Consider the following 25,346-nt stretch of genomic DNA (forward strand, 5'->3'; position numbering starts at 1 on the left):
TTTCCTTTCTATTTATAGAGACAAATTTTCTTGCCGTCAATATCGGCGATGGTCAGCTCCATATCATAAAGGGAGCTGAGGATAGGCTCCGTCATGACCTCATGGGGTTGCCCCTGGGAATAGACCTTGCCATCTTTAAAGGCGACCATCTGGTCGACAAATTGGCTAGCCACATTGATGTCGTGAATGACAACCACCACCGTCTTGTGCAGGTCATCCACCAGACGACGGAGGGTTTTCATCATCAAAATCCCTTGCTTGATGTCCAGATTATTGAGTGGCTCGTCCAAGAGGATAATCTCCGTATCCTGAGCCAAAATCATGGCAATGTTGACCCGCTGCAACTGTCCCCCCGATAACTGGTCAATAGGACGATGGCGGAAATTCTCCAATTCCATATAGGAAATAGCCTGATTGATATGCTCATAGTCGACAGCTGTCAAGCGCCCCTTGCTGTAGGGATAGCGACCGAAGGAAATTAGCTCCTCGACCGTTAATTTGACTTGATAATCCACCTTTTGCTTGAGCATGGATAATTCCTTGGCTAATTCAACCGAGTCCCAACTTTCGATTTCCTGCCCCTTGATATAGAGCAGCCCCTGCTCCTTGGGCAAAAGTCGGCTAATCAGCGATAAAAGCGTTGATTTGCCTGCGCCATTTGGTCCGATGAAGGCGGTAAACTTAGCTTTTTCGATGTTAAGACCAATTTCGTCTAAGATTGGATTGGTCCCATATTTCTTGGAAATATTTTCCATTTTAATCATAGCTTATTACGCTCCTTGTACAAGAGATAAAAGAAGAAAATACCACCGATCAATTCAATGACCGTCCGAATGCTGATATTGAAGTTAAAGACTCTTTCGACCAAGGTTTGAGCCAGTAAAAGGCTAACAAAGCCGAGCAGAGAGCCAACTAAAAAGAGAGTTCGATGACGAAAATCATTGACCAGCTGATAGGTGAGATTGGCCAGAATGAAGCCCAAGAAAGACAAGGGACCTACCAAGGCTGTGGAGGCTGAAACTAACAGAGCAACCAACCAGAGAAGCTGTTGCTGCTCCTTTTCCACGTCCACGCCCAAGAGCCGAGCATTGTCTTTTCCCAGATAAAAGGTATCCAGTACCTTGCCCTTGCGGTAGAGCAAACCACAAATCAGAATGGCCAATCCCACCACCACAAGTAGGACGCCCTCATTGACATTCTGCAAGGAGGCAAAGAGTTTGGACTGCAGTTTGTCGTATTCATTGGGCTCCATCAAGACTTGTAGAAAGGTGGATGTGCTACGGAAAAAGGTTCCCAAGGTCATGCAAATGAGAAGAATAAGACCAATTCCCTTATTCAAAAGTGCCTTGATAGCTGGTTGCAAGAGCAAGAAAAATCCAGCCTGCAAGCCCAGCACCATGAAAAATTCGGTCAGGGAATTGGGTGCCAATCCCTGCGACCATTTCCAAAAGAAAAATAGGAAAAGAGACTGCATAAGGACGTAGAAACTTTCCAGTCCCAGCACAGACGGGGTCAGGAATCGATTGCCCGTCACCGCCTGAAAGCTGAAGGTGGAAAAACTAGCAATGACAGCCACCACCAGATAGACCAGCAATTTTTTCAAGCGTAGGTTCAGGATGTAAGAATTGGGCAGGCTACCATCTGGCAGGAGATAAAATAGCGTCCCCAAAACAGCGATGGCCGACAAAATGCCAATCAGAAGCAAGGTTGAGCGTTTGATACGGTTCATGCACGCGCTCCTTGCCAGATAATGAGGAGAAAGGCTAGGGTGCCGACCACTCCCAAAATCAAAGAAACTGAGACCTCGTAAGGCCAGATGACCAAACGTGCCAAGATGTCACAGACCAAGACCAAGAGGATGCCCCAGATGACCACCAAGCCTTTGACTTTCTTGAAATAATCGCCTGCGTACTGCCGAACCAGATTGGGAATGATAACGCCCAGAAACGGCAGAGCGCCGACCGTAATCATGGTCACAGCCGAGGTCAGAGACACCAAGGCTAGAGCCAAGGTCTCATAGGCTTGGTAAGGCAAACCCAAATTCCGACTGGCATCCTCACCCAGAGCCATGACCGAAAAGGCATCCGAATAGTACCAAATGGCAATCAAAACGAAAACCAACAAGAAGAGCCATTCGTACTGATTGCGCTGAATCATGGAAAAAGAACCCTGACTCCATGCGGTCATGGACTGAATGAGGTTAAACCGAAAGGCAATCATCTGGGCAAAAGAGCCGATAATACCACTGTAAATCAGCCCTACCAAGGGCAGAACCCACTTTTCCTTGAACTGCAAGCGCCGGATAACTTGGATGAAAACCGTTGTAAAGAGCAGGGCAGCAAGAAAGGCAAAACTCATTTTTTGAAAGAGAGTGGCCTTGGGAAAGGCAAATAAAGACAAGAGAATACCCAGCTGGGCTGCCTCTGTCGTCCCTGTTGTCGAGGGGGCTGCGTAGGGATTTTGTGACACGGTTTGCATGAGCAAGCCCGACAGGGAAATGGCCCCACTGGCTAAGATAATGGCAAGAGTTCTGGGAAGACGCGATTCCCAAAAGAGGATCCTAGACGTATCCTGTCCCTGAAAAAGCCCAAGCCAGGAAAAGCCGGCATGACTGCCAATGGATAAAGAAAGAATGATTAAACTAGCCGTCAGACCAGCTAGGAGAATTTTATTTTTCATGATACCTCATTTTTCAATAGTACAAGCTTAACAGAAAAGCAGGTAAATGTCAATCTTTGATTATAATTGTCAGATAATTCTAATTTAAAACAGAGTCAGTCTCAACAGCATAAAAAATCCCAAGCAAAATCAACTGCTTGAGATTCTAACTTATAAATATTCACCCTTAACATTAAAGTAAGTTCCACGGATTTCCCCAGCTAGTTTGGAGCGTTGGCGGGCAAACTTGAATTTGCCTTCAAATTCTTTGGGAATGTCAATGCCGTCTGACAATTTGAAACCGACCGCTCGTTTGCCTCCTTCTTCCAGCGTATAGAGGACATTGACAGCCAGGCCATTGTCATAAAAGACAAATGACCAGAGAATGCCATCTACTTCAAGCTGGGCTACGTTAAGCGGGGTATATAGAAAGTTCATGTCCCGCTCTGCCAAGACCTTCTCGATGAAGGGCAGGATTTCAGGCTTCTCCTCTGGGCTATAGACCACGAACTCCTGCTTGTATTTGTTCCAGAAATAGCGGGCTTCGTTGGCACGCAGACCGGCCAAGACTTCTGCGACTGGACTTGTTTCCAAGCCTATCGTTTCGACTTCTTTGAAATTTACTGTATAAGACATGATTTTCCTTTCAATAAAGAAAGCACCCGAAGGTGCTAGGTATTTATGCGTTAAACGCTTCTGTCAATTGTGGTACCACTTGTTTCTTACGTGAAACGGCACCAGCAAGGAAAGCGTGGTTGTCTTCCAACTTGAAGTTAAAGGCCGCCTCCACCTTGTCAATGTTGCTACCAAGCGCAAGGATTTCAGAGTTTGAGTTAACGATGTCTGTAATCATCAAAACAAAGTCAGAGTAGCCATTTGCTGCTGATGCTGCTGTCATAGCTGCTTCAATTTCTGCTTGACGTTCCAAGACTTCCGCAATGTCCACTGTGTTGACTTGGGCTACACGCACGTCATTGCCATTCAAGCCAAATGTTTTTGCATCGATGTCAATCAATTCTTCTGCTGACTTGCTAGCAAGATTGGTACCTGCTTTCAAGAGTGCCAAGCCGTATTCTTCCAAGTTTACACCAGCAATTTCCGCCAATTCAGCTGCTACTTGTGGATCTGTTGCGTGAGTAGTTGGAGATTTGAGCAAGAGGGTATCTGAAATCAAACCTGATAGAAGAAGTCCAGCTACTTCTTTTGGAGGCGTCACACCATTTTCTTTGAAGGCACGGTAAACGATTGAAGATGCTGAACCAACCGGCTCCAAACGCATGTACAATGGATTTGCCGTTTCAAAGTTGGCAACACGGTGATGGTCAATAACAGCTGCAACTTCCACATCCTTGATGTCTGCGATTGATTGTTGGAATTCATTATGATCAGTCAAGATAACTTGACTAACAGCTTCTGCTTTTGCAGACTCAACCACGCGAGGTGCTGTTACACCAAAATAATCAAGCGCAAAGGCTGTTTCTTCATTTGGCGTTCCAAGTGCAACTGCTTCCGCATCACGACCAAACACTTCACGCTCCAAGTGAGCCCAGCCGTATGATGATGCAATGGCATCTGTGTCAGGATTTTGGTGACCAAAAACTAAAAATTTTGACATGTCTTAAACCTCATTTATCTTAAAATCTCCTCTATTTTACCATAAAAGCTGACGCTTGAAAACAAAAGAAACCAGGCTTTTCACGACCTAGTTTCTGCATTCATTGTATCGAAAAATTAATCACCTAAAAATCGTGTCCCTACCAAGTAATCAAAGGCATAGTCATTAACCTTGACGTTGAGGGCATCGTGCCCATAGTCTGGAAGGATTTTCATTTCTTTTTCAACTTCCAAGCGGTTATAGGCCGCAAACTGGGTCGAAGGTGGACAAACTCCGTCCTCTAGACCAGTCACCATGGCCACAGGGCATTTTACCAAATGAGCCAAGTTTTTAATGTCAATGTAGGACAGGGTCTGCAATACCTGCTCCTCCGTCTCATGGAAGGGATCCGAGTATTTGAAATAACGGAAGAGCTCATCATAGGCCTCGCTGTTATTGCCCAATTCCAAGACTCGCTTGAAGTCCGATAGGAAAGGATAAATAGACAGGCATTTTGATAGGTCTGAATAGAGGCTGGCCGCTACCAGAGCCAAGGCACCACCTTGGGAGGCCCCATAACTCATCAGCTGGTGCTTATCCACAAAGTCAAAGCCAGCCACTAGCTTAATCAGCTGGTAGACATCCAGGTAAACATCCTTGTAGAAAAGATGGTCTGGTCCCTGCAACATGCCACGAATGACCTGCCCCTTGACTGTCAGGCCCTTAAATTGGCCTAAATCCTGGGAACAACCGGCCTGACCACGCACGTCCATGGCCACAACACCGTAGCCGGCTGTCGAAAACTTGAGCAATTCAGCCCAGTCAGGTGATTGGCCTTGGTAACCGTGGAAATAGAAGAGAACAGGCACAGGCTGTTCAGCTTTCGGAAAAATAGTTTTGGCAAAGACCCGTGAGCCGTTGGTACCTGTAAAATAGAGTTCATAGCAAATCACACCAGGCAAACCAGCTGGCTTTTCAAGCAAATCATAATCTGGCAGTTCTGGCAATGCAGCTAGTTGCTGCTGCCAAAAACTATCAAAATCTTCTGGAAGCTCATGACGACCACGATAGGTACGCATAGCCTCCAGGGACATGGTATCAATCATAGACTCACCCAACTTTCAAGCCCTGTTTTTGGGCAAAATGATAGAAGGCCCCTAGCATGCCAGCTGCATTTTCATGTTTAGCAAATGCAATCCTTGTTTTTTCAACCAAGCTTGGTAATAAATGACGTTTTATTGCTTCTTGAATCATGGGTTCCAGATATTCTTTCTGCCCCATTATTCCACCACCTAGGATGACAATCTCCGGATTGACTACATAAGTAATGGTTGCAATGCCCTTACCAAGATTGTCCACTAGTTGATGAATAGCCACTTGACACTTGCTGTTGCCATTTTGGGCTTCTTGAAAAATCCGATAACCATCCCATTCGGATGGATTATCCCCATGCAGGTCTGCCACATGCTGAACTAGAGCTGTCGTTGAAGCAATATCTTGAAAGGCCCCGTCAGACAAGGGGAGATAGCCTACTTCACAGGCTGCATTACTGGATCCGTGGTAGATTTCCTTGTCGATAAGAAGACAGCCACCAATACCTGTGCCAATCGTCAGGCAAAGGCAAATTTGATTGTCTTGACCCGAACCCGAAATTCCTTCTGCTAGACCTGCACAGTTGACATCATTTTCTATTTCACAAGGCAGGCCAAATGTTGCCTCGATTTCAGCCTTGAATTTTGTTCCGGCGTAGTTAGGAATTTGCGGTCCAGAGTAGAAGATTTCCCCTTTAACATGGTCGACCATTCCTGCTGAAGAAATAGCTACACCTGAAATATCAGAATTATCCTTGTATTTTCTTACCAAATCCTTAACTGTCGCAAGGATATGTGGCCCTCCCAGGTGAGCCTGGGTATCCATTTTATGTTGCTCTAGGAGCTGCCCTTCCTGGTCAACCAGGCCATACTTAATCTGGGTACCTCCTATATCTACTGCTAAATAGCGTGTCATAGGTCACCTCCATTAGCCGATAAAGACTGCCTTAGCCTGCACAATCATGTCTGCCGCCTCCTTGGCAATGACCAAATCTGCCTCATTTAGTGAAGATAGGGGGGCCCGAACGGAGCCGATGTTCAGGCCTTCATTGATGCGGAGAACTTCCTTGATGACAGCGTACATGTGACCGTGACCGGAGCAGAGTTTCGTAATAATTCGGTTGATTTCAGCCTGGAGTTCACGGGCTTTTTCCAGTTCTTTCTTGGTAATCAAGTCATCTAGGGCCAGGAAGAGTTCCGGCATAGAACCATAAGTACCACCGATACCACCGCCAGCTCCCATGAGACGACCGCCCAAGAATTGCTCATCTGGACCATTGAAGACAATATAGTCTGGACCAGCAATGTTGATAAAGGTGTCGATATCCTGCACTGGCATGGATGAATTTTTCACCCCGATGACACGTGGATTCTTCAACATTTCCTTGTAGAGGCTTGGCGTCAAAGCCACACCAGCCAACTGCGGAATGTTGTAAATCATGAAGTCCGTATTTGGTGCGGCACTGCTGATGCCATTCCAGTAGTCAGCGATGCCGTACTCTGGCAAGCGGAAATAAATCGGCGGAATGGCCGCAATGGCATCAACACCCAATTCTTCAGAGTGACGGGCCAATTCTTGACTGTCCTTGAGATTGTTGCAGGCCACATGGTTGATAATGGTCAATTTACCACGCGCCTCTTCCATGACTGCTTCAAGGACTAACTTACGATCCGCCACACTCTGATAAATGCATTCACCAGAAGAACCATTGACATACAGTCCTTTTACTCCTTTTTCAATAAAATAGCGGGTCAGTTCTTTGACACGTTGCGAATCAATTTCTCCATTTTCGCCGTAACAGGCATAAAATGCTGGGATAATTCCTTTGTATTTTTCTAAATGAGACATAAGATTCCTTTCAAATTTATCAGTTTTTCAGGATTTCAAGATTTCAGGATTTATAGTAAAGAAGGAAGAGATAGACCAGGCCCGCGTAGCCGAAAGTAGCCAGCAATGAGAGGACGACCAAAAAGGTCAGACCATTGAAGAAAGCTACAAAGACTAGGACCAGAAGTACCACGACAATAGCCAAGGTCAACCAAAGGTTTCGAGCCGACTGCATCAGGGCAGTCAGGCCCAGCTGAACCAAGGGCAATTCTACTTGACTGGCCACTCGATAGAGGTAAGGAATCATCAACTGACTAAAGATGAGGGTCGCAAAGCAGACCAGGCGCAGAATTTGTATGGGCAGCGAGGTCACACCCGAAGTCAAGAATAAGTTCAGGATGCAGACTCCCACCAAGAGACCTTCCAGCAGACCCAAGGTCAAGCCCTGTTTCCAATACCGCTTCACCATGACAGGATAGGTCGCAAGAACAGCCACTTTTCCTTCCTTTCTAAGGATGTCCAGACTGGCAAAGAGAGCCAGGCGGGCAATTCCAAAGGTCAAGACAGGCAAACTGGTCACCACAAAGCAAATATTCAGAAGGAAAATGGTGAAGACCTTTTCCACCGATTGCCAAAATGGGTGATTGACATCGAATAAAGATTGTAATAGCTGACCACCTGTCTTTTTCATGGAAATCTCCTATTCTATCAAAATTTTGTACACAAGTTTGCGGACCTGTTCTCCTTCACCCGCTTTTTGGTTGGGCAAATGAGACTCTCCTGGCAGGAAAAAGGCAAAGTACTCATCATTGATGGTCAAATCAAGCTGACTGGATGCCATCACAAAGCCAACATCTGACTGGGCTTGATAAGGTTCTAAGTCCTCCAGACCGTCATATCCGTAGGAAATCATTTCTTGACCAGCTAGAAGAAAATGCAGATCTGCATAATTTCTATGGTATTCAAAACGCTGCCCTGGCTCCACTAGCTGATTGTCCTGAACAAAGCAGAAAACCTTGTCCCCAGCCAGCTCGTACCTGCCAGGATCTTGTGTCTTGAAGTCACCACTCAAAATACTATCGATGGCCAAATCCAGATGCGGATCCAGCCCCTTATATGTTGCAATATTTTCAATCAGATCGTAAATCATATACAACCTCTAATCTATATTTGCTTTAATACTCTGCGAAAATCAAAATCATCCGTTGTCAAGAGCCTTGGTGAGTGAAAAGCTACGGTGGAGGTTTTCACTCGTCAAACCAAATCGACCAAGTCTCGTACTATTTCCCACGAAGACTGATCAACCAACCCAACGGGATTTGGCAATGTAAATTTCTTTTAGCCTAGCTGAAACAGTCTTCATCAACACTCCAACGGGATGCTCTAAGAAAATGGCTTGGCATCTAGGCAAGGAAGTCGAAGGTTTAACTAAAGTTTACCAAGACGACTTAACGACGAGACAAAGCCATTCTCGACGAGCATCAGCCTTTCACAGCACCCATGGTAATCCCCTGTGTAAATGATTTCTGGAAGACAAGGAAGACGGTTACGATCGGTACGGCCGCCATGGCAGCACCCGCCATGATGAGACCGTAGTTGGTCGCCATCTCGGCCTGCATGGTCGCAACCCCCAGGGAAATGGTCAGGTTCTGACGAGAGGTCAACATCACCAATTGCATGAAGTAGTCGTTCCAAGAATTGATAAAGGTAAAGATTGCCAGGGCCGCAAAGCCAGGTTTTACGATTGGGAAGGCCACATTCCAAAAGGTAGATAGCTCGCCACAACCGTCAATCTTAGCTGATTCCAAAAGCTCAGTCGGGATATTTTCTGAGAATTGCTTCATGAGGAAGACACCGAATGGCCAGCCAACCAGTGGCAAAATAACCGCTGCAAGCGTATCGTGGATACCCATGAAATTAACAATCCGTACCAGCGGCACCAAGACTACCTGCTTAGGCAGGGCCATGGCCGCGATGAAGATAGAGAAAAGAATTTTCTGACCGTAGAAGCGTTTCTTGGCCAGAACATAGCCTGCCAAGGATGAGGTCGCACAGACCAAAATCATGGTAGCTAAGGAAATAAAGACTGAGTTCCACAACCATTGCAGGGCTGGGTTTTGCACAGTCAACTTGACAAAGTTTTCCAGGGTTGGCTCAGTTGGCCACCACTGGGGCGGAATGACAATGGTATGGGGTTGAGACTTGAAGGCCCCTGTCATAATCCAGTAGAAAGGAAAGATAAAGAGGACAGTCAAGGTCAACAAAATCACTGAAGATAGGATTGAAAATGGGGTAATGGTTTTCTTTTTCATCTTGACCTCCTTTCTAATATTCCACATCATTTCCAAGAACCTTGAATTGGATAAAGGAAATGATAGCAATCAAGACTGCAAGGAAGACACCCATGGTATTGGCATAGCCATACTCAGAAAGCTTGAAGGCTTTTTCGTAGAGATAGTACATGAGGGTCGATGTTGAATAGTTTGGTCCACCAGATGTCAAGAGCTGGATAAGCGCGAAAATCTGGAAGGAGTTAATGGTTGTAATAACTGTAATGTAAAGGGTTGTAGGCAAGAGGCTAGGCCACTTGATTTGCCAGAAAACCTGGGTTTCATTGGCACCATCTACCCGTGCTGCTTCTACCAAGGAATTATCAATATTTCCCAGAGCAGCGATATAGAGGATAATGGGCTGACCGACAGATGTAGTCAGGAGAATGATGACAATTGCCCAGAGGGCCCACTGTTTGTCCCCAAGCCAAGAGATATTTTGTTCAATAATACCACCTGATTTCAAAACAAAGTTAAGAATACCCGACAGAGGATCGTAAATCCATTTCCAGACAACCGTTACGGCTACCGAACCAGTAACCACCGGTAGGAAGAAGACTGCTCGATAGAAGGAACGAGCGATGACATTTTTCTGGTAGGTATTGGCCGCTACAAAGAGCGAGAAAAAAATCACGACTGGCACTGATCCCACAACGATAACCAAGGTGTTAATCAAGGATTTGATGAAGATAGGATCGTTGAACATCCGCACATAGTTATCTAAGCCGACAAAGGTAAAGTCCGTCATGGTGTAGTTGAAGAAACTAGTCACAAATCCCATGACCATAGGTGCCAAGACAAAGACGGTAAAGAATACCAAAACTGGGGCCAAGAACGTGTAAGAAACAATGGTTTCCCGCATTCGTATTTTGTTGATTTGCAATGCAAACACCTCAATTCTTTCAAATTAGAAAGCAAGAGCTCCCTTTCTAGACCTCGATAGAAATGGGATTAGAAAAGGAGCCAACTTTCAAATATTATTTAATGGTTGCGTTCGCTTTTTCAGTGAAGTCTTTCAAAGCTGTTTCCGCGTCTTGTTCGCCATTTGATACTGCTTGCAACATTGGGAACCAAAGTGTTCTCATTTCAGCAAAACCGTCAATGGTGTTGTAGTATGGAGAGTAGTATTGAGTCCACTCGTCAATCATTGCCATGCGTTCATCATCATAGAGTGCTCCAAAGGATGTACGAACTGGGAAGGCACCTGTACGAACAACGTTCTTAGGTCCCCACTCAGCATCATCTGCGATGAATTGAAGGAATTTCTTAGATGCTGCTACACGCGCTTCGTCGCCATTGTTGAAGACTGCAAAGCCGTTTACAAGGTATTCAAGGTCTGGTTTACCATCTTCTGATGGGAAGAGAACTTCAAGCACTTCTACGCCTGATGCTTCCAACAATTGTTGTTGGATACCATTTTGAGATGGTGCCCAAAGGATGGTGTAAGATGTTTGACCATTTGCAAAGTTTTGGATATCGTCACCACCAGCATATTGAGAACCGTTCATCATGTAGCCATCTTTGATCCAGCCAGCTGCCTTATCAAGGGCTTTAATCATTTGTTCTGAGTCAGTTGTGTACTTGGTTACTTCAGGGTCTGTGATGCTTCCGCTGTAAAGGTTCGCAAGGAAGGCACGAGTACCTTGGTCACCACCTTGACCATTCGAGAAGAGGGAACCTGGGTTGTAGCCTTTGTCTTTCAAAGCCTTGATGACTTTTTCAAAGTCATCTGTTGTCCAGCCATCTTTGACAAGATCAAGAACACCAGCATCTTTCAACATCGCTTTGTTAAAGGCCATGTAGAATGGAGCAGAGCTGATTGGATACATGTAGGCTGTATCACCAGCTTTAGACGCTTGGATGATGTTATCGTTGTTGACATCCTTAACAAAATCATCTGTAAAGAGGTCGTTCAAATCAGCCAATTTACCATTTTTTCCGTAGGTAATGATACGACCTGGTGCGTCAAAGAGCACATCTGGCGCAGTGCCCGCTTCAATAGCTGTCGTGATTTTTTCAGGTCCAGATGTGAAGTCGATGGTTTCCAATTTTACATCGATATCCGGGTTTGCTTCCTCAAAAGCAGCAATAATTTTTTGCTCATAGGTACCCACACCATCTTCTGTTTTTTCTTGCGTGAAGACTGGGAAGGCCCACCAAGTGATTTCTGTCTTGTCAGAGCTGCCTGACTCTGCTGCAGATGATGCGGTAGTGTCACTTGCCTTATTGGCACAAGCTGCAAGTGACAAAATAGCTGCACCTGCTAACAATGAATGCATGATTTTTTTCATCATTCTACTCCTTTTATTTTTTTAATTTTCCCCTGTGGGGAGTTTGATGACAATTTAAGCCTGCAAAGCCTTGATAAAACGCTCTGCGATTTCTTTTGGTCGAGTAATAGCCCCACCAACTACAATTCCTGCCACACCAAGGTCGTGAATCGTTTTAACCTGGTCCGGATAATGGATTTTGCCTTCAGCAATGACATCTATGCCCGCCTTAACCAATCGATCTACTAGCTCGATATCTGGTCCTTCTCCCTGACGGCTATAAGAAGTATAGCCTGAGAGAGTGGTGCCGACAAAGTCAATACCTGCCTCGTAGGCTGTCAGACCTTCTTCATAGGTGGAAACATCTGCCATGAAGAGCTGGTCTGGGTATTTTTCCTTGATTTGCTTGATAAACTCGACGATAGTCAAACCGTCGTACCGCTCCCGCTTGGTACAATCTAGTGCAATGACCTCAATGTCCAGGGCTGCCAGCTCATCGACCTCCTTCATGGTCGCTGTGATAAAAGGCTCCTGTGGTGGGTAATCCCGCTTGATAATACCGATAATAGGTAGGTTGGTCACTTCTTTAATTTCTTTAATATCTCGAACACTGTTGGCCCGAATACCAACAGCTCCTGCTTCCTGGGCTGCCTTAACCATGAGGGGCATTATCCCGCCTTCTTCCCTATACAGAGGCTCACCTGGTAGGGCTTGGCAAGAAATGATGATTCCTGGTTTTATTTGTTCAATCAAGGCCTCCTTACTCAATTTAGCCATGAATTCTCCTTTCAATGACGGATCCGAGTTAGCGCTTACATTGTTATTATAACGCCTCGGATACAATAATTCAATATATTGCCATATAATAGGTTTCAGTTTCAAAAATTGTAAAATCTAACATATTCCTAAAACTACTTTCAGAAGTCAGAAAATTTCAAAAGTAAAAACCAGCCGAAGCTGGTCGATTGTCCTTGCTATTCTTCTCTGCCCAAAATCTGATTGATTTCTTGGCTATAGAGAATAGCCCGTCCGCCATAGATGGCTTGAATACCATCTTTCACATCCAGAACTGCTGTTGCTCCAATCGCTTTCAGGACATCCTTGTCAACCATTTGACTGTCCTTCAAGGATACTCTGAGGCGAGTCGCACAGGCTGTCACGTGTTCAATATTGGTTTCGCCACCCAAGGCATCAATGATTGAAATGGCACTATCATAGAGGGTTGAGCCGTTTTTCAATACCTTATCAGAATTTGCAGAGCTATCACCCGTTTCCATACCAGGCACTAGAACATGGAACTTGGTCACTAGGAATTTGAAAACAACATAATACATAGCTGCCCAGACCAAACCGACTGGAAGCACCAAGAGCCAGTTGGTTTTGTCATTGCCTTGGAAAACACCAAAGATAAGATAGTCAATCAAACCACCAGAGAAGGAATTCCCGATACGAATTTGTAGCAAGTCAGCTACCAAGAAGGAGACACCATCTAGGAAAGCATGGACGACGTACAACCATGGAGCAACAAATAGGAAGGAGAATTCAATTGGTTCTGTAATACCTGTCAACAAGGACGTAAGGGCACTACTTGAATAGAAACTGCCAACTTTTTTACGATTTTCCTTTGGAATGGCATGATACATCGCCAAACAAGAAGCTGGCAAACCAAAAATCATAGTCGCAAAGCGTCCAGCAAAGAAACGAGTCCCGTATGTAAATAATCCAGTATGGTTGGGATCAGCCAATTGAGCAAAGAAAATATTCTGAGCACCTTGAATCGTTTCACCGGCAACTACTTCACTTCCACCCAGTGAAGTATACCAGAACATCGGATAGATAGTATGGTGTAAACCAAAAGCTCCGGTTAACCGTAAGCCAAATCCATAAAGGAACGTTCCTAGACTTCCCATTTCTGATATTGTTTCACCGAATGTCACCAAAAGCCCCTGAATCGGTGGCCAAATCAAATAGAAAATCCCACCAAAGGCAATGGCTGCAAAAGACGACACTATTGGAATAAAGCGCGAACCTCCAAAGAAACCTAGGAAGGCTGGTAACTCAATTTTCCTATATTTATTGTGGAGATTTGCTACTGTGATACCAATAGCCAAAGCACCGACCACTCCTGTGTCAATACTAGCACCTTCTTCTGCAAATAACTGTAGAAAACCACTAATCGTAGCTGTATACACCAAGTAGGACACCGCAGCTGATAAACCAGCTGTTCCCTTGTCGGCATCTGCCAGACCAACTGCAACTCCGACCGCAAAAATAAGGGCCAAATTAGCAAAGACAGCACTACCAGCTGTACTCATAATGGTGAAAGTTGCCTGTAACCAAGCCTGGTCTAATACAGGAAATTGAGAAACCGCGTTGCTGTTGGACAAGGCACCCCCGATACCCAGGAGCAAACCAGCAACCGGTAAGATAGATATGGGCAGCATGAAAGCCTGCCCCAACTGAGAAAACTTCTTGAAGTTCATCAGAAACTCCTTTCTAAAGCATGGAGCGACATCATCGCTCTTTTACAAAATGTTAACGTTTACAAAAACATTATAAGCATAGTTTTTAGGAATTTCAACCATCTGAACTTGTTTAGAAAGTAGTTTTAAGATTATAGATAAATTTTATAAATTGTGAAATTACTTTCGATTAGCTCCAAAATAAAAAACCAGCCTAAGCTAGTTTCCCATCTCTATAATAGCTGTTTCTAAGTCAAGCCATTCGGTCACAACCTTATCCGGTTCCACACTTGTCTCCGGCTGCTGCCGTTTTCTGTGGTTGAACCAGATGGCCTGCGAGCCAGCTGATTTGGCACCGATGATATCATTTTCAAATGAATCACCGACATAACAGATTTCTTGACCCGCCATTCCCAGGCGCTCTTCCATCAGCTTGAAAATAGCTGGATTGGGCTTGGTCATCCCAACCTGCCCCGAGATAACCATCTTCTCCTGCTCTATCCAATCTTGTAGGCCCAAGGTTCGGATTTTCCGCAATTGATGCCGATGGGGACCGTTGGTAATGATGCCAAGAGTAATACCCCGCTGCTTGCAAGCCTCAAAAATAGCTGGATAAATCGGACTGAGTTCCAATTGCCCTTGATAATAGTCGTAGTCGATTTGAATGGTCAAGGCCAGCCCATCGGACACCTGGTAACCAAAATCAGCTAAGGCTGCCTTCATCCGATAAACATGACTGTCCTTGAGGCTGATCTTGCCAGTCGCAGCCGCTTCAAAAACCTGATCCGCATAGTGGCGAAAGGCCAGATACAGGTGAACCAATTGCTCCTCAGGCACCGACAAATGTCGTTTCAAGGCCCGTTCAAAGGGCTGAATCTGGTCATATAAGGTATCGTCTAAGTCAAATACAAGTGCCTTTATTGTCATTACTTACCTCTTATAAACCGAAGAGATTTTTCATCCGCAGATAACTCTGCTCTTCTCCGACAAAATACACCAGGTCATTTTTCTCCAGAGTCTGGTAGGGACTAGGAGAAATCAAGAGCTCTTCATGGCGCTCAATACCGACAATGATGGCTCCTGTGTGGTGCCAGATACGTGCATCCGCCAACTGCTTGCCCAGCAACTCACAGTCAGCTGTCAACTTTAAACCGTAGGGCTCCAAAGGGTATTTCTTTTGCACGCGCTTGGTCTGATCCAAGTAGACAGAAACCAAGCCACGCAATTCCTTGAGCATATTTTCCTGCTGGTCCATCTTCTCCAAAATCCGGTCTTTTTGCGAATTTAGGGAGCTGGTCATTTCAAAATTATCAATGAAATCGTGGGCCTTTTCCTTGGATAAGACAATCGCTCCACTACCATGCTTTACCGACACGATATGGAGGTCGGCCAGAATATTTAAGGCCTTACGAGTGGTCTCCGGCGAGACCCCAAACATACTAGCCAGGGTCGAACGAGACTTGATTCGCTCACCTACTTCATATTCACCTGAGACAATCCGTTGCGCCACTCCGACCGCAATCTGCTGGTACTTAGACGCTTTTACAATTTTTCGATTTGGCATAAATCTTCCTTCTTTCCATAGACAAAAGGAGCGGTACCGTATCACCTTCCATGATCCCGAAACTCACTCCTTTAATTGGTCCTAGGCAAGAATCATGCCCTGAACCCTATTTAATTGATGAACTGATTAGACTGAGTCTACTCTACGCGAGATGATTGGATTTGTTCCTTCACTTGTCCTGTTTTTTCTGAGACAAATTCACCAGCCTTGTTTGCTTGAGAAGCGATAGCCTGACCTGTAGCTTGACCTGCTTCAGTTACACGATCTTGCAAGGTAACAGATGCCGCTTCAAACTCTTCACGCGTTTGTACGTCTACAACTTCTACGTTCACTTCTACTACTTGCAAGTGAGTCATAGCCGCAACTTCTTTGCTGATGACAGCTTTCATTTGTTCAACGATAGCTGGAATATCTTTACCATATTCTACCACAATCTTCAGGTCTGTTGCAACTTGTTTGGTACCAACTTCGACGTTGATGCCTTCTCTCACATTGTCACTATTGACCAGCTTGTTCTTGAAATCCGTCAAGAAACCACCGCTGACTGACAAAAGACCTGGAACAGTTTTCAAGGCATAGCCAATCATTTTTTCAATCACTTGGTCTGCGTATTCTACAGTACCTTTTACAGCTTCAACTTGTGTGTTTTTCGTTTCTTTCATTTCCTAATCCCTCTTTCTATAGATAAAACTTATTTTTTCAAACCTTCAACAGCGCCTTTAACGGCATCTTTAGCGTCAGCAATAGCAGCCTTAGCCTTACCAGCCAATTGCTCTACCTTACCTTCTGCTTCTACTTCCTTGTTGCCAGTTGCCTTACCGACAAGGTTTTTAGCACCACCAACAAGTTCTTCTGCTTTTGCATTTACTTTTTCTTCTGACATAGGATTTCCTCTTTCTTTTATTACTTAAATGACACGGGGTTCTTTAGCAGTCAATTCTTCAATACCTCTTGAAGTTTTCTTGACCTGACTACCTGTAAAATCTGCTACTGATTGGGTTGCATCTGAAACACGGTCCTGCAAGCTAACAGAATCAGCTTCAAATTGAGCCCGCGTCTTGATGTCAGATACTTCAACGTTGATTTCAACAACTTCCAAGTCCGTCATACGCTTGACTTCTGACTCAACAACTGTCTGGATAGCCTTATAGATAGTCGGCAAATGTTTTTGGTATTCAGCTACAATCGACAAATCGACTGCAACCTGTTTTTTCCCAACTTCTACATTCACACCTGAACGGACATTTTCAGTGTTGACCAATTTATCCTTCAAGTTAGCTAAAAATCCGCCATCCACAGCCAATAAGCCGTCTACTGATTCCAAAGCTAAGCCAACAATTTTTTCAATGACCTTGTCCGCATAGGTCAATTCACCATTGATTACCTGTGTATTTTGTTCTGTCATAATGACCTCCGAAAATATAAAATTCTATTTAAACTTAATAGCGCTTATTGAAATAGTTTTCCAAGAGACCTGTCTCCTGGAGGCCGAAGCCTACCCCTACTCCGATTGCAACCAAAACTAAGACTAAGAGAGTTTTGAAAAATCCAAGACTCAGAAATAAGATAGATAATACAAGACCGACGGCACCTCCCACTAGAGGAAGAGTCCATTTATTGACTGATTTCATGTACACCTCTATTCTACGCGAGAAGGACGCGACTGTTTACTGCTTGCAACATCTTTGACAAGAACAGTAAAGTTGATTGGCTGCTCCATTCCAAAGAATTGACGCAAACCATGTTGAATGCTTTTCTCCAAAAGACTAGTCTGCTCACCAAGGGAGCCAGCTTTAGCAAGATCACCCGCAAGCTTGACTTTAAGACGCTTCTTATAGGGAATAACTGTTGCACTTGCAGATTTCATATAGCCAGATTCTTCTGCTAGGATCGCTACATAGGACTCGATAGCAGATTTTTTCATTAGAAGACTGCCACCATTTTCCTGGATGAGGTTAATCTCTGCATAGCGCTTAGGGTAGAAAAGGACTACCAGGAGCAGGACCGCAGTCAGAATTGCCAGTCCTATCAAGCCCCAAAATGCAAGGGGATTGAGAAAGGGAGCGACAACCTGATGGACAGGCCATTGAGGAATCCATGCTACTAGCTCCGCTGGAAGATGGCCCCCTCCTGCAAACTTCAAAGAAGTCAGCAAGAGGAAGAGTAAGACCAGCAATAAGAGGCTAGCAGTCAGTATTTTTTTTACTTTAGACATCGAGGCCTCTTTCTAGTTTCATTAACCCTTACGGCCAAAGAAGAAGGATACAACTGCTACAACGATAACCGCACCAAGGATAGATGGGAACAAGGCCATACCTGCAAGGCTCGGACCGCCGTGACCAAACAAACTTTGACCAACAGATGATCCGACTAGACCTGCGATGATGTTCGCGATCCAACCCATTGAACCACCCTTTTTCGTAATCGCACCAGCGATAGCTCCAATAAATCCACCAACAATAAGTGACCAAATCATATAAATTCTCCTTTTAGATAAAAAATAGTAAAAATCGATTTTTGGGTTATAAAGATGAATAATAGCAATGTCACTTTATAAGTGACAACTTTTATTTATCTTTATGTTGTCAGTATACCATCAATTTGGAGACTTGGCAAGTCTTTTTTATTATTTTTTCAAAAAAAGTTGGAAAAATTCTTAAAAATGCCTATTTTATGCGATTTTTAGGTGCTATTTTTTTGATATTTCTTTTCAGGAGGAGCCAGTTTCTAACCTAAAATGTCAGATAATGAGGAAAACAAGAGGAAAAAAATAACACGATTTTTCGGTTTTTACTTCAAAAGAAACTACATTGACTAGCTTTTTTAATTTATAAGTTGTCACTTTTTCTAAACAAAAGAAAAAGCCGTTGAATATCCAACGACTTCCTCAAATGAGAAAACTTAAGCTACTTCTTCTTATAAAAGAGCACAAAGGGGAGCACAATTCCGACCGAAATCCACCATTTGACCTCCATATGGAGCAGATACTTGCCAAGGCTGGCCACTAGGACATAGAACAAGGCCAAAGCGATGCGGATGTAGATATTCTTCAAATCAAATTTCATAGGCAAATCTCCTTGTACTATCATTATACTATCTTTACTCTTGAAAAATCAAATCTATCCATTGTCAACAGCCTTGTTGAGTGAAGAGTTTCGGGGGAAATTTTCAGCCTATCGCCTTGAAATAAGGGCACGACAGAGTTCAACCATGGACATTTTCATTGAGTATTATAGATAGAAACAAAGAAAATCCCAGCCCGTAGACTGAGATTCAATAGATTTATAAACACTAGACTTTAGACTGAATAGCCTGCATCTGGGCGTAGACACCACCTAGAGCGACCAAGTCATCATGACGGCCTTGTTCAATGATGCGACCTTGGTCCAGGACCAGAATCTGGTCTGCATTTTGAATGGTCGACAGGCGGTGGGCGATGATAAAGGTTGTCCGCCCCTCCTTGACCACTTCCATGGCATGCTGGATGATTTCCTCAGTCTCCGTATCAATGTGGGAAGTCGCCTCATCCAGGATCAGAATCTTTGGGTCAGAATAAAGGGTCCGGGCAAAGGCAATCAACTGCCGCTCTCCACTGGAGAAGGCCGAACCTTTTTCGACAACAGGCTCATCGATTCCCTTTTCCAGACGAACCAACATCGGCCCAGCTCCAACCTTTTCCAGAGCCTGGTGCACGCGCTCCCGGTCCATTTGGTCCACATCCATGGCCACATTGCTGGCAATGGTCCCCGTAAAGAGATAAGGATCTTGCAGGACAATCCCCATATGGCTGCGCAGGCTTTCGCGAGAATAGTCGCGAATATCCTGACCATCAATCAAGACCCGCCCAACCTGGGGATCGTAAAAGCGATAGAGTAGGTTCATAATCGACGTCTTACCCGAACCAGTATGGCCCACCAGAGCCACTGTCTGTCCCTTGTCCGCCTGGATAGAGATATCCTTCAAGATTGCCTTGCCTTCTTCATATGCAAACTGGACATGATCAAATATAACTTGACCATCAGTCACCTGCAAGATCTCTTCTCTATCTGGCTCCGTCTCTTCTTCCAAGAGGGCCATCAAACGCTTGCCCGTTTCAAAGGACCGCAGCATATTTGGAAATTGCTGTACCAAGGAACCCAGGGCAATAAAAATTCCCTCAATATAGTTGACATAGACAAAGAGCTTGCCTGGACTAACCCCCGGCTGGCCCTTGAGAAACTGATAGCCAACCACCGTAAGAATACCAGTGACCACCAAGTTTTGCAGGAAACCACTCAGGTTCCAGGTCGCCAAGGATTGGGCCCAGATAATTCGGTTATCGGCCCGTCGCATCTTATCTGCCGTTGCCTCAAACTCTTCCATGACTGCCTCTTCCTGACCGAAAAGCTGGATCAGACTAGCCCCGTTCATGGTTTCATTGACCTGGGTATTGACATCACTCCTGGCATCATAAAAGTCCTTCATGGGTTTGTCTGTCATCCGCTTATAGGCATACTGGATAGCGATATAGAGTGGGATCAAGACCAGCATGAGCCAGCCCAGAGTGGCATTCATGTAAAAGAGGACACCGTAGGTAAATGCTAGACGAATGAGGTTATTAAAGGCGTAGACCAGGGTCCCATAGAACTGGTTGCGCAGGGTCTCGGTATCATTGACAATCCGAGTCGCAATCTTACCTGCTGGTTTGTCATCAAAGTAGGAAATAGGCAGGCGCTGCATGACATCGTAGGCCTGATTTCGCAAAAGCTCCGCAATCCGATTGGCACAGTGCATAAGTAGGCGCATGGACAGATAAAAGCCCAGACTACCGATGACCGTCATCCCCATATACTGACTAGCCTTGGTCAAAAAAGCAGCCTGATCAAAGGGCAGCCCCTTGCTCAAATCCGTCAAGGGACCGTCAATAGCCTGCTGGACAATGAGCGGTGCCAAACGCACCATGGCAGAAGCCAGGAGATAGAAGGCTACCGCAATGACAAATAGCCATTTGACCTGCTTGATTTGTCGCAATAAAAATCCTAAAATCTTCATTCCTCTCCTCCTTCCTGGCTTTGTTGTCGCTGGTATTGCTCAAAGTACCAGCCACCTTGCGCCAGCAAATCTGCTGGACGGCCCTCTTCAACGATGCGGCCCTCATCCAGGACCAGCACCCAGTCTGCATGGTTAACCGCCGACAGGCGGTGGGTGACGATGACATTGGTTTTACCCGCCCGTTCTTTTTGGATATTTTCAATAATCTGGCGTTCTGTACGAGCATCTACTGCCGACAGGGAATCATCCAGTATCAGCAGGTCTGGTTTTCGCAGAAAGGCCCGTGCAATGGAAATCCGTTGCTTCTGGCCGCCAGAAATGGACACACCCCGCTCACCAATCATGGTCGACAGCCCATCACTCATCCGCTCCAAGTCTTGAATGAAGGCCGCTGTCGCAATCGATTGCTCAATCTCCTTAGGACTGGCATCCAGCTTACCAAGAGCAATATTTTCGCCGACCGATTTGGAAAAGAGGATATGCTCTTGAGGAACGTAGCCAATTTTTTCCTCGATAGATGCGCGTTTAAAGTCCAGAACTGATTGGCCATTTATCGTAAAACTGCCTTGACCGACTGGATATTGACGGAGGAATTGGCGGACCAGAGTGGTCTTGCCTGACCCTGTTTTCCCAACGATACCGACTGTCTGCCCTCTTTTCAGGGTCCAATGGATGTCCTGCAAACTCGGCCGGTCTGCCTGTGGATAGCTAAAGCTGTACCCTTCAAAAGCCAGACTGGACAGCTCTGCTATTTCCCCAAAACCATCAACTTCCAAATCATCCCCTGTATCAATCAGCTCCTGCAGCTTTTCAAATGAGGTCTTGCCGGTCTGGTAGACCAAGATGAAATCCGACAGCATCCAGAAAGGCTCGAGAAGTGAACCAACGTAGAGCTGGAGGGCGATGACCTGGCCGATAGACAGTTGACCGGACTTGACAGCCACTGTCCCCATGACCAGAACCAAAATAGTGGATAAGCCCAGAGCCAAAGTAGCCAAGGGATTGTAGAGGGACTGGAGGGAGGTAATCCGGTCTCCTCCCTTGGCAAGCTGCCGTGTCCGCTCCTGAAACTTGGCCTTCTGAGTGGCCTTCTTGCTATAGGCACGTGTGACCCGAATACCTTCTACGACTTCCAAAACCTCATTATTGAGCTGGGCAACGGCCTCCCGGTTGGCCTCAATGGCCTCATCCTGCTTGCGGCCGATGAAAAAGATAGCCGCAGTCATAGCCAGCATAGGAAGCAGAGCCACCAGAGAAATCTTCCAGTCGATGATAAACATATATGGAATGACAAAGGCAAACATGCCTCCTGCATAGACCACAATCATGAGCCCGTAACCAACCATTTCCATCAGCCCGTCCACGTCCGTTGAAAAGCGGGTCATGACATCCCCAGAGCGAAACTTCTCATAGAAAGGCGTCCGCATGACAACCATTTTTCGGAAGGCCCGCTGCTGCATGTCAAATTTGAAATTGATAGAAGACTGAAAAAGCTTGAGATGCCAAATGAAGGCTGTAGCATAGTTGACCAGGGTCACCAGGAAAAGCAGGGTCATATCCTGGACCAACATTTTCTCGGTCAAGCCATTAGACGCCAGGGTGTCGACCATTCTTTGGATAACCTGGGTCGGCACCAAGAGCGTGGCGTCGTAAATAATCAAGGTCACAGCGATCAGCAAGTAGAGCCACTTGTGCCGCTTGACATAATCAAAAATTAAGCTGAACATATATCTCCCTTATCTTAAAACCTTTCTAAGCACGCAAAAAAGCCTAGACGACACACTCCGCCTAGGCTCCCTCAAGTCCGTTCAAATAGACTATTATAGTTGCTTAAAAAGGAGTGGTTTATGAAAAACAGTTTGTTTTGTGATAAATACTGTATTGTTCATTGTAGTACTCCTTTCCTTATTCTACCACTTATTTTATCAAAATATATTGACTTGTCAAGGTATTTTAGGTAAAAAAACGACCCATCCGGACCGTTTGTCAACTATATGCTAGTTGCCGGGATTGAACCGGCGACCTCATCCTTACCATGGATGCGCTCTACCGACTGAGCTAAACCAGCAGTACCTTATCAGTATATCATACTCTGGAAATTTGTCAATATTTTTTGAAAGAAAAAAAGCCTATAAAAGACTCTTTTCCGCTATACATATCTGAATAGATTCTACAGTTTTCTCAGCAACTCTTTCAAAGCCCTGCTTTTGCCAAAATCGACTGGCCTGTGGATTGGCCGCCACATAGCCTAGTCTGACTTTTTGGAAATACTGTCCTAACTGACTTTCTAGCTCTGCCATGATTTTGGAGCCTATCCCCTGACCAGCCCAGCTACCGTCCACCATAAAGAGACCAATGTAAGCTATCTGGTCATCAGGATAGCCAGCAATCAAATCCAGCACTGCCACCAACTGATTGTCCCACCAGTAACCGACAAAATACTTATCTGACAGGTCCTTCCCAGGCGGACAATTGACTAAATCTTGCCGCAAACCTTCCAAACTCGGACTAGGCGGATAATGTTCAAAATAGAGGGGATTGGTCTGGTAAAGAACCAAAACCCGCTCTAAGTCAGCTTCAGTTAGCTTTCGGACTTGATAATGATTTGAAAATTGACTAATCTTCATCCTCTTCGCTCCCACTAGGCTCCCCAATCACCTCAAAACTTACTCGGCTATCTGCTACTAATGCATCTTGTTCGTAAGCATTGATAATCTGAGCAACAACCGGATGACGGACCACGTCCTTGGCAGAAAAATAGACAAAATCAATCTGCGAAATATTTTTCAATTTTTCCGTAGCATCAATTAAACCAGACTTGACCTTACGAGGTAGGTCAATCTGACTAATATCCCCGTTGACAATCATCTTGGAATTAAAACCGAGACGGGTCAAAAACATCTTCATCTGCATGATAGTAGTGTTTTGCGCCTCATCCAGAATGACAAAGGCATCTTCCAGCGTCCGCCCCCTCATATAAGCCAAAGGTGCAATTTCGATAATCTCCCGCTCCATGAGACGAGTGGTCTGCTCCTTACCCAAAATCTGATAGAGGGCATCGTAAACGGGACGCAGATAAGGATCAACCTTCTCCTTCAAATCCCCCGGCAAAAAGCCCAGACTTTCACCAGCCTCAACCGCAGGACGAGTCAGGACAATCCGCTTGACCTGGCCACGCTTGAGGGCGGTGACAGCCAAGGTCACAGCCAGGAAGGTTTTTCCCGTCCCTGCTGGACCGATACCAAAGACAATATCATGTCGCTTGACAGCATCCACATAAACCTTCTGCCCCAAGGTCTTGACACGAATGGGCTTGCCAGAATTGTCCTTGATGATTTCTTCCTCATAGAGGGCGACAAATTTTTCGATTTCATCATTTTTGGCCATGGAAATAGCCGTCACCACATCTGGCGTTGACACAGTTAGCCCGCGATTGACCAAGACCAAGAGGGACTGGATGACCAGACGGGCCTGCTCAACATGGTCAGCTTGACCAATGACCTGGACCTTTTCTGTCCGAGCATGAATGACCACTCCCAGCTCCTGCTCCATCAGACGCAAATGGCGCTCATTGGACCCAAAAAGACTAAAACTATCATCCGGATGGCTGAGTTGAATATCAATAGAATGTTCTTGCAAAGACTTGCTCCTTTACCTGTGCTTTTCTATTATTATACCAAAAATCTCTCAAACTGGCCTTGTGAAAACAAAAAGAACAGAGAAGATCACCTCTCTGCTCCTATGGAGACCGTGTTCATTATATAAAGGGATTAGGTTATAAAGGAATAAGTAGATCTCCACGATTTTCGTAAGGAATTATTCTTACACTTGTATTATAACCCTATTTAGTGATAAATTGCAACTAAATGAACTTTATTTTTATGTATATTTTTACATTTTTGCTTTTATATTGGTATGATTATATGAAATAATCCTATATGCAGTGCAGGCTAATGGGCCATATAGTCCTCCCAAATGGCGTCAAAATCAGACATTGAAAAAGCAAAACTGGCCGACTCCTCCAAAAAGCGACTGACCTCATCAAAATCCGTTGATTGCTTTGGGAAATCATACTCTTCAAAGGCAAAATCAGCCAAAATAGCCACAGGCTCGTTGGACTTGGGATTTCGCTGGGTCATCAACCAGCTATAAAAGGTTCTTCTCATACTATCCTATTCTCCTTAGTGATGAAAGAATCCTTCAGTTCAGAACCAAAGGATTCTCCATAAAGTAAAACAAACTCAGTTTGTAGGCAAAGTCTCTTTTCAGACTTTCCTGAGGTGATGTTGGATGGCTCCGAAAGTCAGGGGAGTGACTTTCGGAGGTTGGAAATAGAACGAACGCAGTTCGGTTCATTTAGTCAGGGGAGTGACTTTCGGAGGTTGGAAATAGAACGAACGCAGTTCGGTTCATTTAGTCAGGGGAGTGACTTTCGGAGGTTGGAAATAGAACGAACGCAGTTCGGTTCATTTAGTCAGGGGAGTGACTTTCGGAGGTTGGAAATAGAACGAACGCAGT

Annotated in this window: 29 protein-coding genes and 1 tRNA gene; all 30 read right to left on the minus strand. The window is 45.1% G+C overall.

Features of this window, described 5'->3' with window-relative positions; all coding sequences use genetic code 11:
* Positions 1-8: 8 nt before the first annotated feature.
* The 30 genes from ACHBID_RS06305 to ACHBID_RS06450 all read right to left on the minus strand — a co-directional run bounded on the left by ACHBID_RS06305 (position 9) and on the right by ACHBID_RS06450 (position 24,994).
* On the minus strand, positions 9-761 hold the full coding sequence (locus ACHBID_RS06305; RefSeq protein WP_394731883.1) for an ABC transporter ATP-binding protein: 753 nt from the start codon (positions 759-761) through the stop codon (positions 9-11).
* Positions 761-1,729: an iron chelate uptake ABC transporter family permease subunit gene (locus tag ACHBID_RS06310; protein ID WP_105160637.1), complete on the minus strand. Its 969-nt coding sequence runs from the start codon at positions 1,727-1,729 to the stop codon at positions 761-763. Before ACHBID_RS06310 ends, ACHBID_RS06305 begins: the two co-directional genes overlap by 1 nt.
* Positions 1,726-2,679 (minus strand): iron chelate uptake ABC transporter family permease subunit, encoded by a 954-nt coding sequence (locus ACHBID_RS06315; RefSeq protein ID WP_105160636.1) that lies wholly within the window; start codon positions 2,677-2,679, stop codon positions 1,726-1,728. The genes ACHBID_RS06310 and ACHBID_RS06315 overlap by 4 nt, the downstream gene beginning before the upstream one ends.
* Positions 2,680-2,829: 150 nt before the next feature.
* Positions 2,830-3,294 carry a phage tail protein gene (locus tag ACHBID_RS06320; RefSeq protein WP_105160635.1) on the minus strand — a complete coding sequence of 155 codons (465 nt, stop codon included), beginning with the start codon at positions 3,292-3,294 and terminating at the stop codon, positions 2,830-2,832.
* A 43-nt stretch (positions 3,295-3,337) separates the two neighbouring features.
* A complete protein-coding gene (locus ACHBID_RS06325; protein ID WP_394731854.1) occupies positions 3,338-4,273 on the minus strand; it encodes a manganese-dependent inorganic pyrophosphatase in 936 nt (311 codons plus the stop codon).
* A gap of 116 nt (positions 4,274-4,389) precedes the next feature.
* A complete protein-coding gene (locus ACHBID_RS06330; protein WP_105123197.1) occupies positions 4,390-5,358 on the minus strand; it encodes an acetylxylan esterase in 969 nt (322 codons plus the stop codon).
* Positions 5,359-5,362: 4 nt separating this feature from the next.
* A complete protein-coding gene (locus tag ACHBID_RS06335; RefSeq protein WP_105123196.1) occupies positions 5,363-6,259 on the minus strand; it encodes an ROK family protein in 897 nt (298 codons plus the stop codon).
* A gap of 12 nt (positions 6,260-6,271) precedes the next feature.
* Positions 6,272-7,192, minus strand: a complete 921-nt coding sequence (locus ACHBID_RS06340; protein WP_105123195.1) for a dihydrodipicolinate synthase family protein — start codon at positions 7,190-7,192, stop codon at positions 6,272-6,274.
* Between the two features lie 43 nt (positions 7,193-7,235).
* Positions 7,236-7,862: a DUF624 domain-containing protein gene (locus tag ACHBID_RS06345; protein WP_105123194.1), complete on the minus strand. Its 627-nt coding sequence runs from the start codon at positions 7,860-7,862 to the stop codon at positions 7,236-7,238.
* A gap of 9 nt (positions 7,863-7,871) precedes the next feature.
* Complete coding sequence (locus ACHBID_RS06350; RefSeq protein WP_105123193.1) at positions 7,872-8,321, minus strand: YhcH/YjgK/YiaL family protein; 450 nt, start codon at positions 8,319-8,321, stop codon at positions 7,872-7,874.
* Positions 8,322-8,652: 331 nt separating this feature from the next.
* A complete protein-coding gene (locus tag ACHBID_RS06355) occupies positions 8,653-9,483 on the minus strand; it encodes a carbohydrate ABC transporter permease (RefSeq protein ID WP_105110344.1) in 831 nt (276 codons plus the stop codon).
* A gap of 13 nt (positions 9,484-9,496) precedes the next feature.
* Positions 9,497-10,384, minus strand: coding sequence for a carbohydrate ABC transporter permease (locus tag ACHBID_RS06360; RefSeq protein ID WP_161943016.1), 888 nt, complete (start codon positions 10,382-10,384; stop codon positions 9,497-9,499).
* Positions 10,385-10,478: 94 nt separating this feature from the next.
* The gene (locus ACHBID_RS06365; protein WP_105160630.1) at positions 10,479-11,792 is read right to left on the minus strand and encodes an ABC transporter substrate-binding protein; all 1,314 of its coding nucleotides are present in this window, start codon (positions 11,790-11,792) and stop codon (positions 10,479-10,481) included.
* A gap of 54 nt (positions 11,793-11,846) precedes the next feature.
* Positions 11,847-12,548, minus strand: a complete 702-nt coding sequence (locus ACHBID_RS06370) for an N-acetylmannosamine-6-phosphate 2-epimerase (protein ID WP_105123191.1) — start codon at positions 12,546-12,548, stop codon at positions 11,847-11,849.
* 197 nt (positions 12,549-12,745) lie between these two features.
* Positions 12,746-14,254, minus strand: a complete 1,509-nt coding sequence (locus tag ACHBID_RS06375) for a PTS transporter subunit EIIC (protein ID WP_105123190.1) — start codon at positions 14,252-14,254, stop codon at positions 12,746-12,748.
* 198 nt (positions 14,255-14,452) lie between these two features.
* Positions 14,453-15,154, minus strand: coding sequence for an HAD family hydrolase (locus ACHBID_RS06380; RefSeq protein ID WP_394731882.1), 702 nt, complete (start codon positions 15,152-15,154; stop codon positions 14,453-14,455).
* Positions 15,155-15,170: 16 nt separating this feature from the next.
* The gene (locus ACHBID_RS06385; RefSeq protein WP_394731853.1) at positions 15,171-15,797 is read right to left on the minus strand and encodes a TrkA C-terminal domain-containing protein; all 627 of its coding nucleotides are present in this window, start codon (positions 15,795-15,797) and stop codon (positions 15,171-15,173) included.
* Between the two features lie 137 nt (positions 15,798-15,934).
* Positions 15,935-16,459, minus strand: a complete 525-nt coding sequence (locus ACHBID_RS06390) for an Asp23/Gls24 family envelope stress response protein (RefSeq protein ID WP_105110349.1) — start codon at positions 16,457-16,459, stop codon at positions 15,935-15,937.
* Between the two features lie 29 nt (positions 16,460-16,488).
* Positions 16,489-16,680, minus strand: a complete 192-nt coding sequence (locus ACHBID_RS06395) for a CsbD family protein (RefSeq protein WP_105101041.1) — start codon at positions 16,678-16,680, stop codon at positions 16,489-16,491.
* 24 nt (positions 16,681-16,704) lie between these two features.
* Positions 16,705-17,202, minus strand: a complete 498-nt coding sequence (locus ACHBID_RS06400; protein ID WP_105137761.1) for an Asp23/Gls24 family envelope stress response protein — start codon at positions 17,200-17,202, stop codon at positions 16,705-16,707.
* Between the two features lie 34 nt (positions 17,203-17,236).
* Entirely contained in the window at positions 17,237-17,428 is a 192-nt protein-coding gene (locus ACHBID_RS06405) for a DUF2273 domain-containing protein (RefSeq protein WP_105123189.1), read from the minus strand.
* An 8-nt stretch (positions 17,429-17,436) separates the two neighbouring features.
* Entirely contained in the window at positions 17,437-18,012 is a 576-nt protein-coding gene (gene amaP, locus ACHBID_RS06410) for an alkaline shock response membrane anchor protein AmaP (protein WP_172021530.1), read from the minus strand.
* A gap of 21 nt (positions 18,013-18,033) precedes the next feature.
* Positions 18,034-18,273, minus strand: a complete 240-nt coding sequence (locus ACHBID_RS06415; protein ID WP_105110353.1) for a GlsB/YeaQ/YmgE family stress response membrane protein — start codon at positions 18,271-18,273, stop codon at positions 18,034-18,036.
* Positions 18,274-18,703: 430 nt separating this feature from the next.
* A complete protein-coding gene (locus ACHBID_RS06420; protein WP_161497992.1) occupies positions 18,704-18,862 on the minus strand; it encodes a hypothetical protein in 159 nt (52 codons plus the stop codon).
* Positions 18,863-19,088: 226 nt separating this feature from the next.
* Complete coding sequence (locus tag ACHBID_RS06425; protein ID WP_394731852.1) at positions 19,089-20,828, minus strand: ABC transporter ATP-binding protein; 1,740 nt, start codon at positions 20,826-20,828, stop codon at positions 19,089-19,091.
* Positions 20,825-22,555 (minus strand): ABC transporter ATP-binding protein, encoded by a 1,731-nt coding sequence (locus tag ACHBID_RS06430; protein WP_394731851.1) that lies wholly within the window; start codon positions 22,553-22,555, stop codon positions 20,825-20,827. The genes ACHBID_RS06425 and ACHBID_RS06430 overlap by 4 nt, the downstream gene beginning before the upstream one ends.
* 268 nt (positions 22,556-22,823) lie before the next feature.
* Positions 22,824-22,896, minus strand: a tRNA-Thr gene (locus tag ACHBID_RS06435).
* A 61-nt stretch (positions 22,897-22,957) separates the two neighbouring features.
* Complete coding sequence (locus ACHBID_RS06440) at positions 22,958-23,455, minus strand: GNAT family N-acetyltransferase (protein ID WP_105123139.1); 498 nt, start codon at positions 23,453-23,455, stop codon at positions 22,958-22,960.
* The gene (locus tag ACHBID_RS06445; protein WP_105123138.1) at positions 23,445-24,467 is read right to left on the minus strand and encodes a PhoH family protein; all 1,023 of its coding nucleotides are present in this window, start codon (positions 24,465-24,467) and stop codon (positions 23,445-23,447) included. The genes ACHBID_RS06440 and ACHBID_RS06445 overlap by 11 nt, the downstream gene beginning before the upstream one ends.
* Positions 24,468-24,778: 311 nt before the next feature.
* Positions 24,779-24,994 (minus strand): YozE family protein, encoded by a 216-nt coding sequence (locus tag ACHBID_RS06450; RefSeq protein ID WP_125265733.1) that lies wholly within the window; start codon positions 24,992-24,994, stop codon positions 24,779-24,781.
* Positions 24,995-25,346 lie beyond the last annotated feature (352 nt).

The sequence above is a fragment of the Streptococcus sp. A25 genome, from assembly GCF_043674095.1.
GTDB lineage: Bacteria > Bacillota > Bacilli > Lactobacillales > Streptococcaceae > Streptococcus > Streptococcus suis_V.

Bases quoted from the DNA above. Each gene is read 5' to 3' on its own strand.
- ACHBID_RS06310 (WP_105160637.1), bottom strand. From the start codon at position 1,729: ATGAACCGTATCAAACGCTCAACCTTGCTTCTGATTGGCATTTTGTCG.
- ACHBID_RS06315 (WP_105160636.1), bottom strand. From the start codon at position 2,679: ATGAAAAATAAAATTCTCCTAGCTGGTCTGACGGCTAGTTTAATCATT.
- ACHBID_RS06320 (WP_105160635.1), bottom strand. From the start codon at position 3,294: ATGTCTTATACAGTAAATTTCAAAGAAGTCGAAACGATAGGCTTGGAA.
- ACHBID_RS06325 (WP_394731854.1), bottom strand. From the start codon at position 4,273: ATGTCAAAATTTTTAGTTTTTGGTCACCAAAATCCTGACACAGATGCC.
- ACHBID_RS06330 (WP_105123197.1), bottom strand. From the start codon at position 5,358: ATGATTGATACCATGTCCCTGGAGGCTATGCGTACCTATCGTGGTCGT.
- ACHBID_RS06335 (WP_105123196.1), bottom strand. From the start codon at position 6,259: ATGACACGCTATTTAGCAGTAGATATAGGAGGTACCCAGATTAAGTAT.
- ACHBID_RS06340 (WP_105123195.1), bottom strand. From the start codon at position 7,192: ATGTCTCATTTAGAAAAATACAAAGGAATTATCCCAGCATTTTATGCC.
- ACHBID_RS06345 (WP_105123194.1), bottom strand. From the start codon at position 7,862: ATGAAAAAGACAGGTGGTCAGCTATTACAATCTTTATTCGATGTCAAT.
- ACHBID_RS06350 (WP_105123193.1), bottom strand. From the start codon at position 8,321: ATGATTTACGATCTGATTGAAAATATTGCAACATATAAGGGGCTGGAT.
- ACHBID_RS06355 (WP_105110344.1), bottom strand. From the start codon at position 9,483: ATGAAAAAGAAAACCATTACCCCATTTTCAATCCTATCTTCAGTGATT.
- ACHBID_RS06365 (WP_105160630.1), bottom strand. From the start codon at position 11,792: ATGAAAAAAATCATGCATTCATTGTTAGCAGGTGCAGCTATTTTGTCA.
- ACHBID_RS06370 (WP_105123191.1), bottom strand. From the start codon at position 12,548: ATGGCTAAATTGAGTAAGGAGGCCTTGATTGAACAAATAAAACCAGGA.
- ACHBID_RS06375 (WP_105123190.1), bottom strand. From the start codon at position 14,254: ATGAACTTCAAGAAGTTTTCTCAGTTGGGGCAGGCTTTCATGCTGCCC.
- ACHBID_RS06385 (WP_394731853.1), bottom strand. From the start codon at position 15,797: ATGCCAAATCGAAAAATTGTAAAAGCGTCTAAGTACCAGCAGATTGCG.
- ACHBID_RS06390 (WP_105110349.1), bottom strand. From the start codon at position 16,459: ATGAAAGAAACGAAAAACACACAAGTTGAAGCTGTAAAAGGTACTGTA.
- ACHBID_RS06395 (WP_105101041.1), bottom strand. From the start codon at position 16,680: ATGTCAGAAGAAAAAGTAAATGCAAAAGCAGAAGAACTTGTTGGTGGT.
- ACHBID_RS06400 (WP_105137761.1), bottom strand. From the start codon at position 17,202: ATGACAGAACAAAATACACAGGTAATCAATGGTGAATTGACCTATGCG.
- ACHBID_RS06405 (WP_105123189.1), bottom strand. From the start codon at position 17,428: ATGAAATCAGTCAATAAATGGACTCTTCCTCTAGTGGGAGGTGCCGTC.
- amaP (WP_172021530.1), bottom strand. From the start codon at position 18,012: ATGTCTAAAGTAAAAAAAATACTGACTGCTAGCCTCTTATTGCTGGTC.
- ACHBID_RS06415 (WP_105110353.1), bottom strand. From the start codon at position 18,273: ATGATTTGGTCACTTATTGTTGGTGGATTTATTGGAGCTATCGCTGGT.
- ACHBID_RS06420 (WP_161497992.1), bottom strand. From the start codon at position 18,862: ATGAAATTTGATTTGAAGAATATCTACATCCGCATCGCTTTGGCCTTG.
- ACHBID_RS06425 (WP_394731852.1), bottom strand. From the start codon at position 20,828: ATGAAGATTTTAGGATTTTTATTGCGACAAATCAAGCAGGTCAAATGG.
- ACHBID_RS06430 (WP_394731851.1), bottom strand. From the start codon at position 22,555: ATGTTCAGCTTAATTTTTGATTATGTCAAGCGGCACAAGTGGCTCTAC.
- ACHBID_RS06440 (WP_105123139.1), bottom strand. From the start codon at position 23,455: ATGAAGATTAGTCAATTTTCAAATCATTATCAAGTCCGAAAGCTAACT.
- ACHBID_RS06450 (WP_125265733.1), bottom strand. From the start codon at position 24,994: ATGAGAAGAACCTTTTATAGCTGGTTGATGACCCAGCGAAATCCCAAG.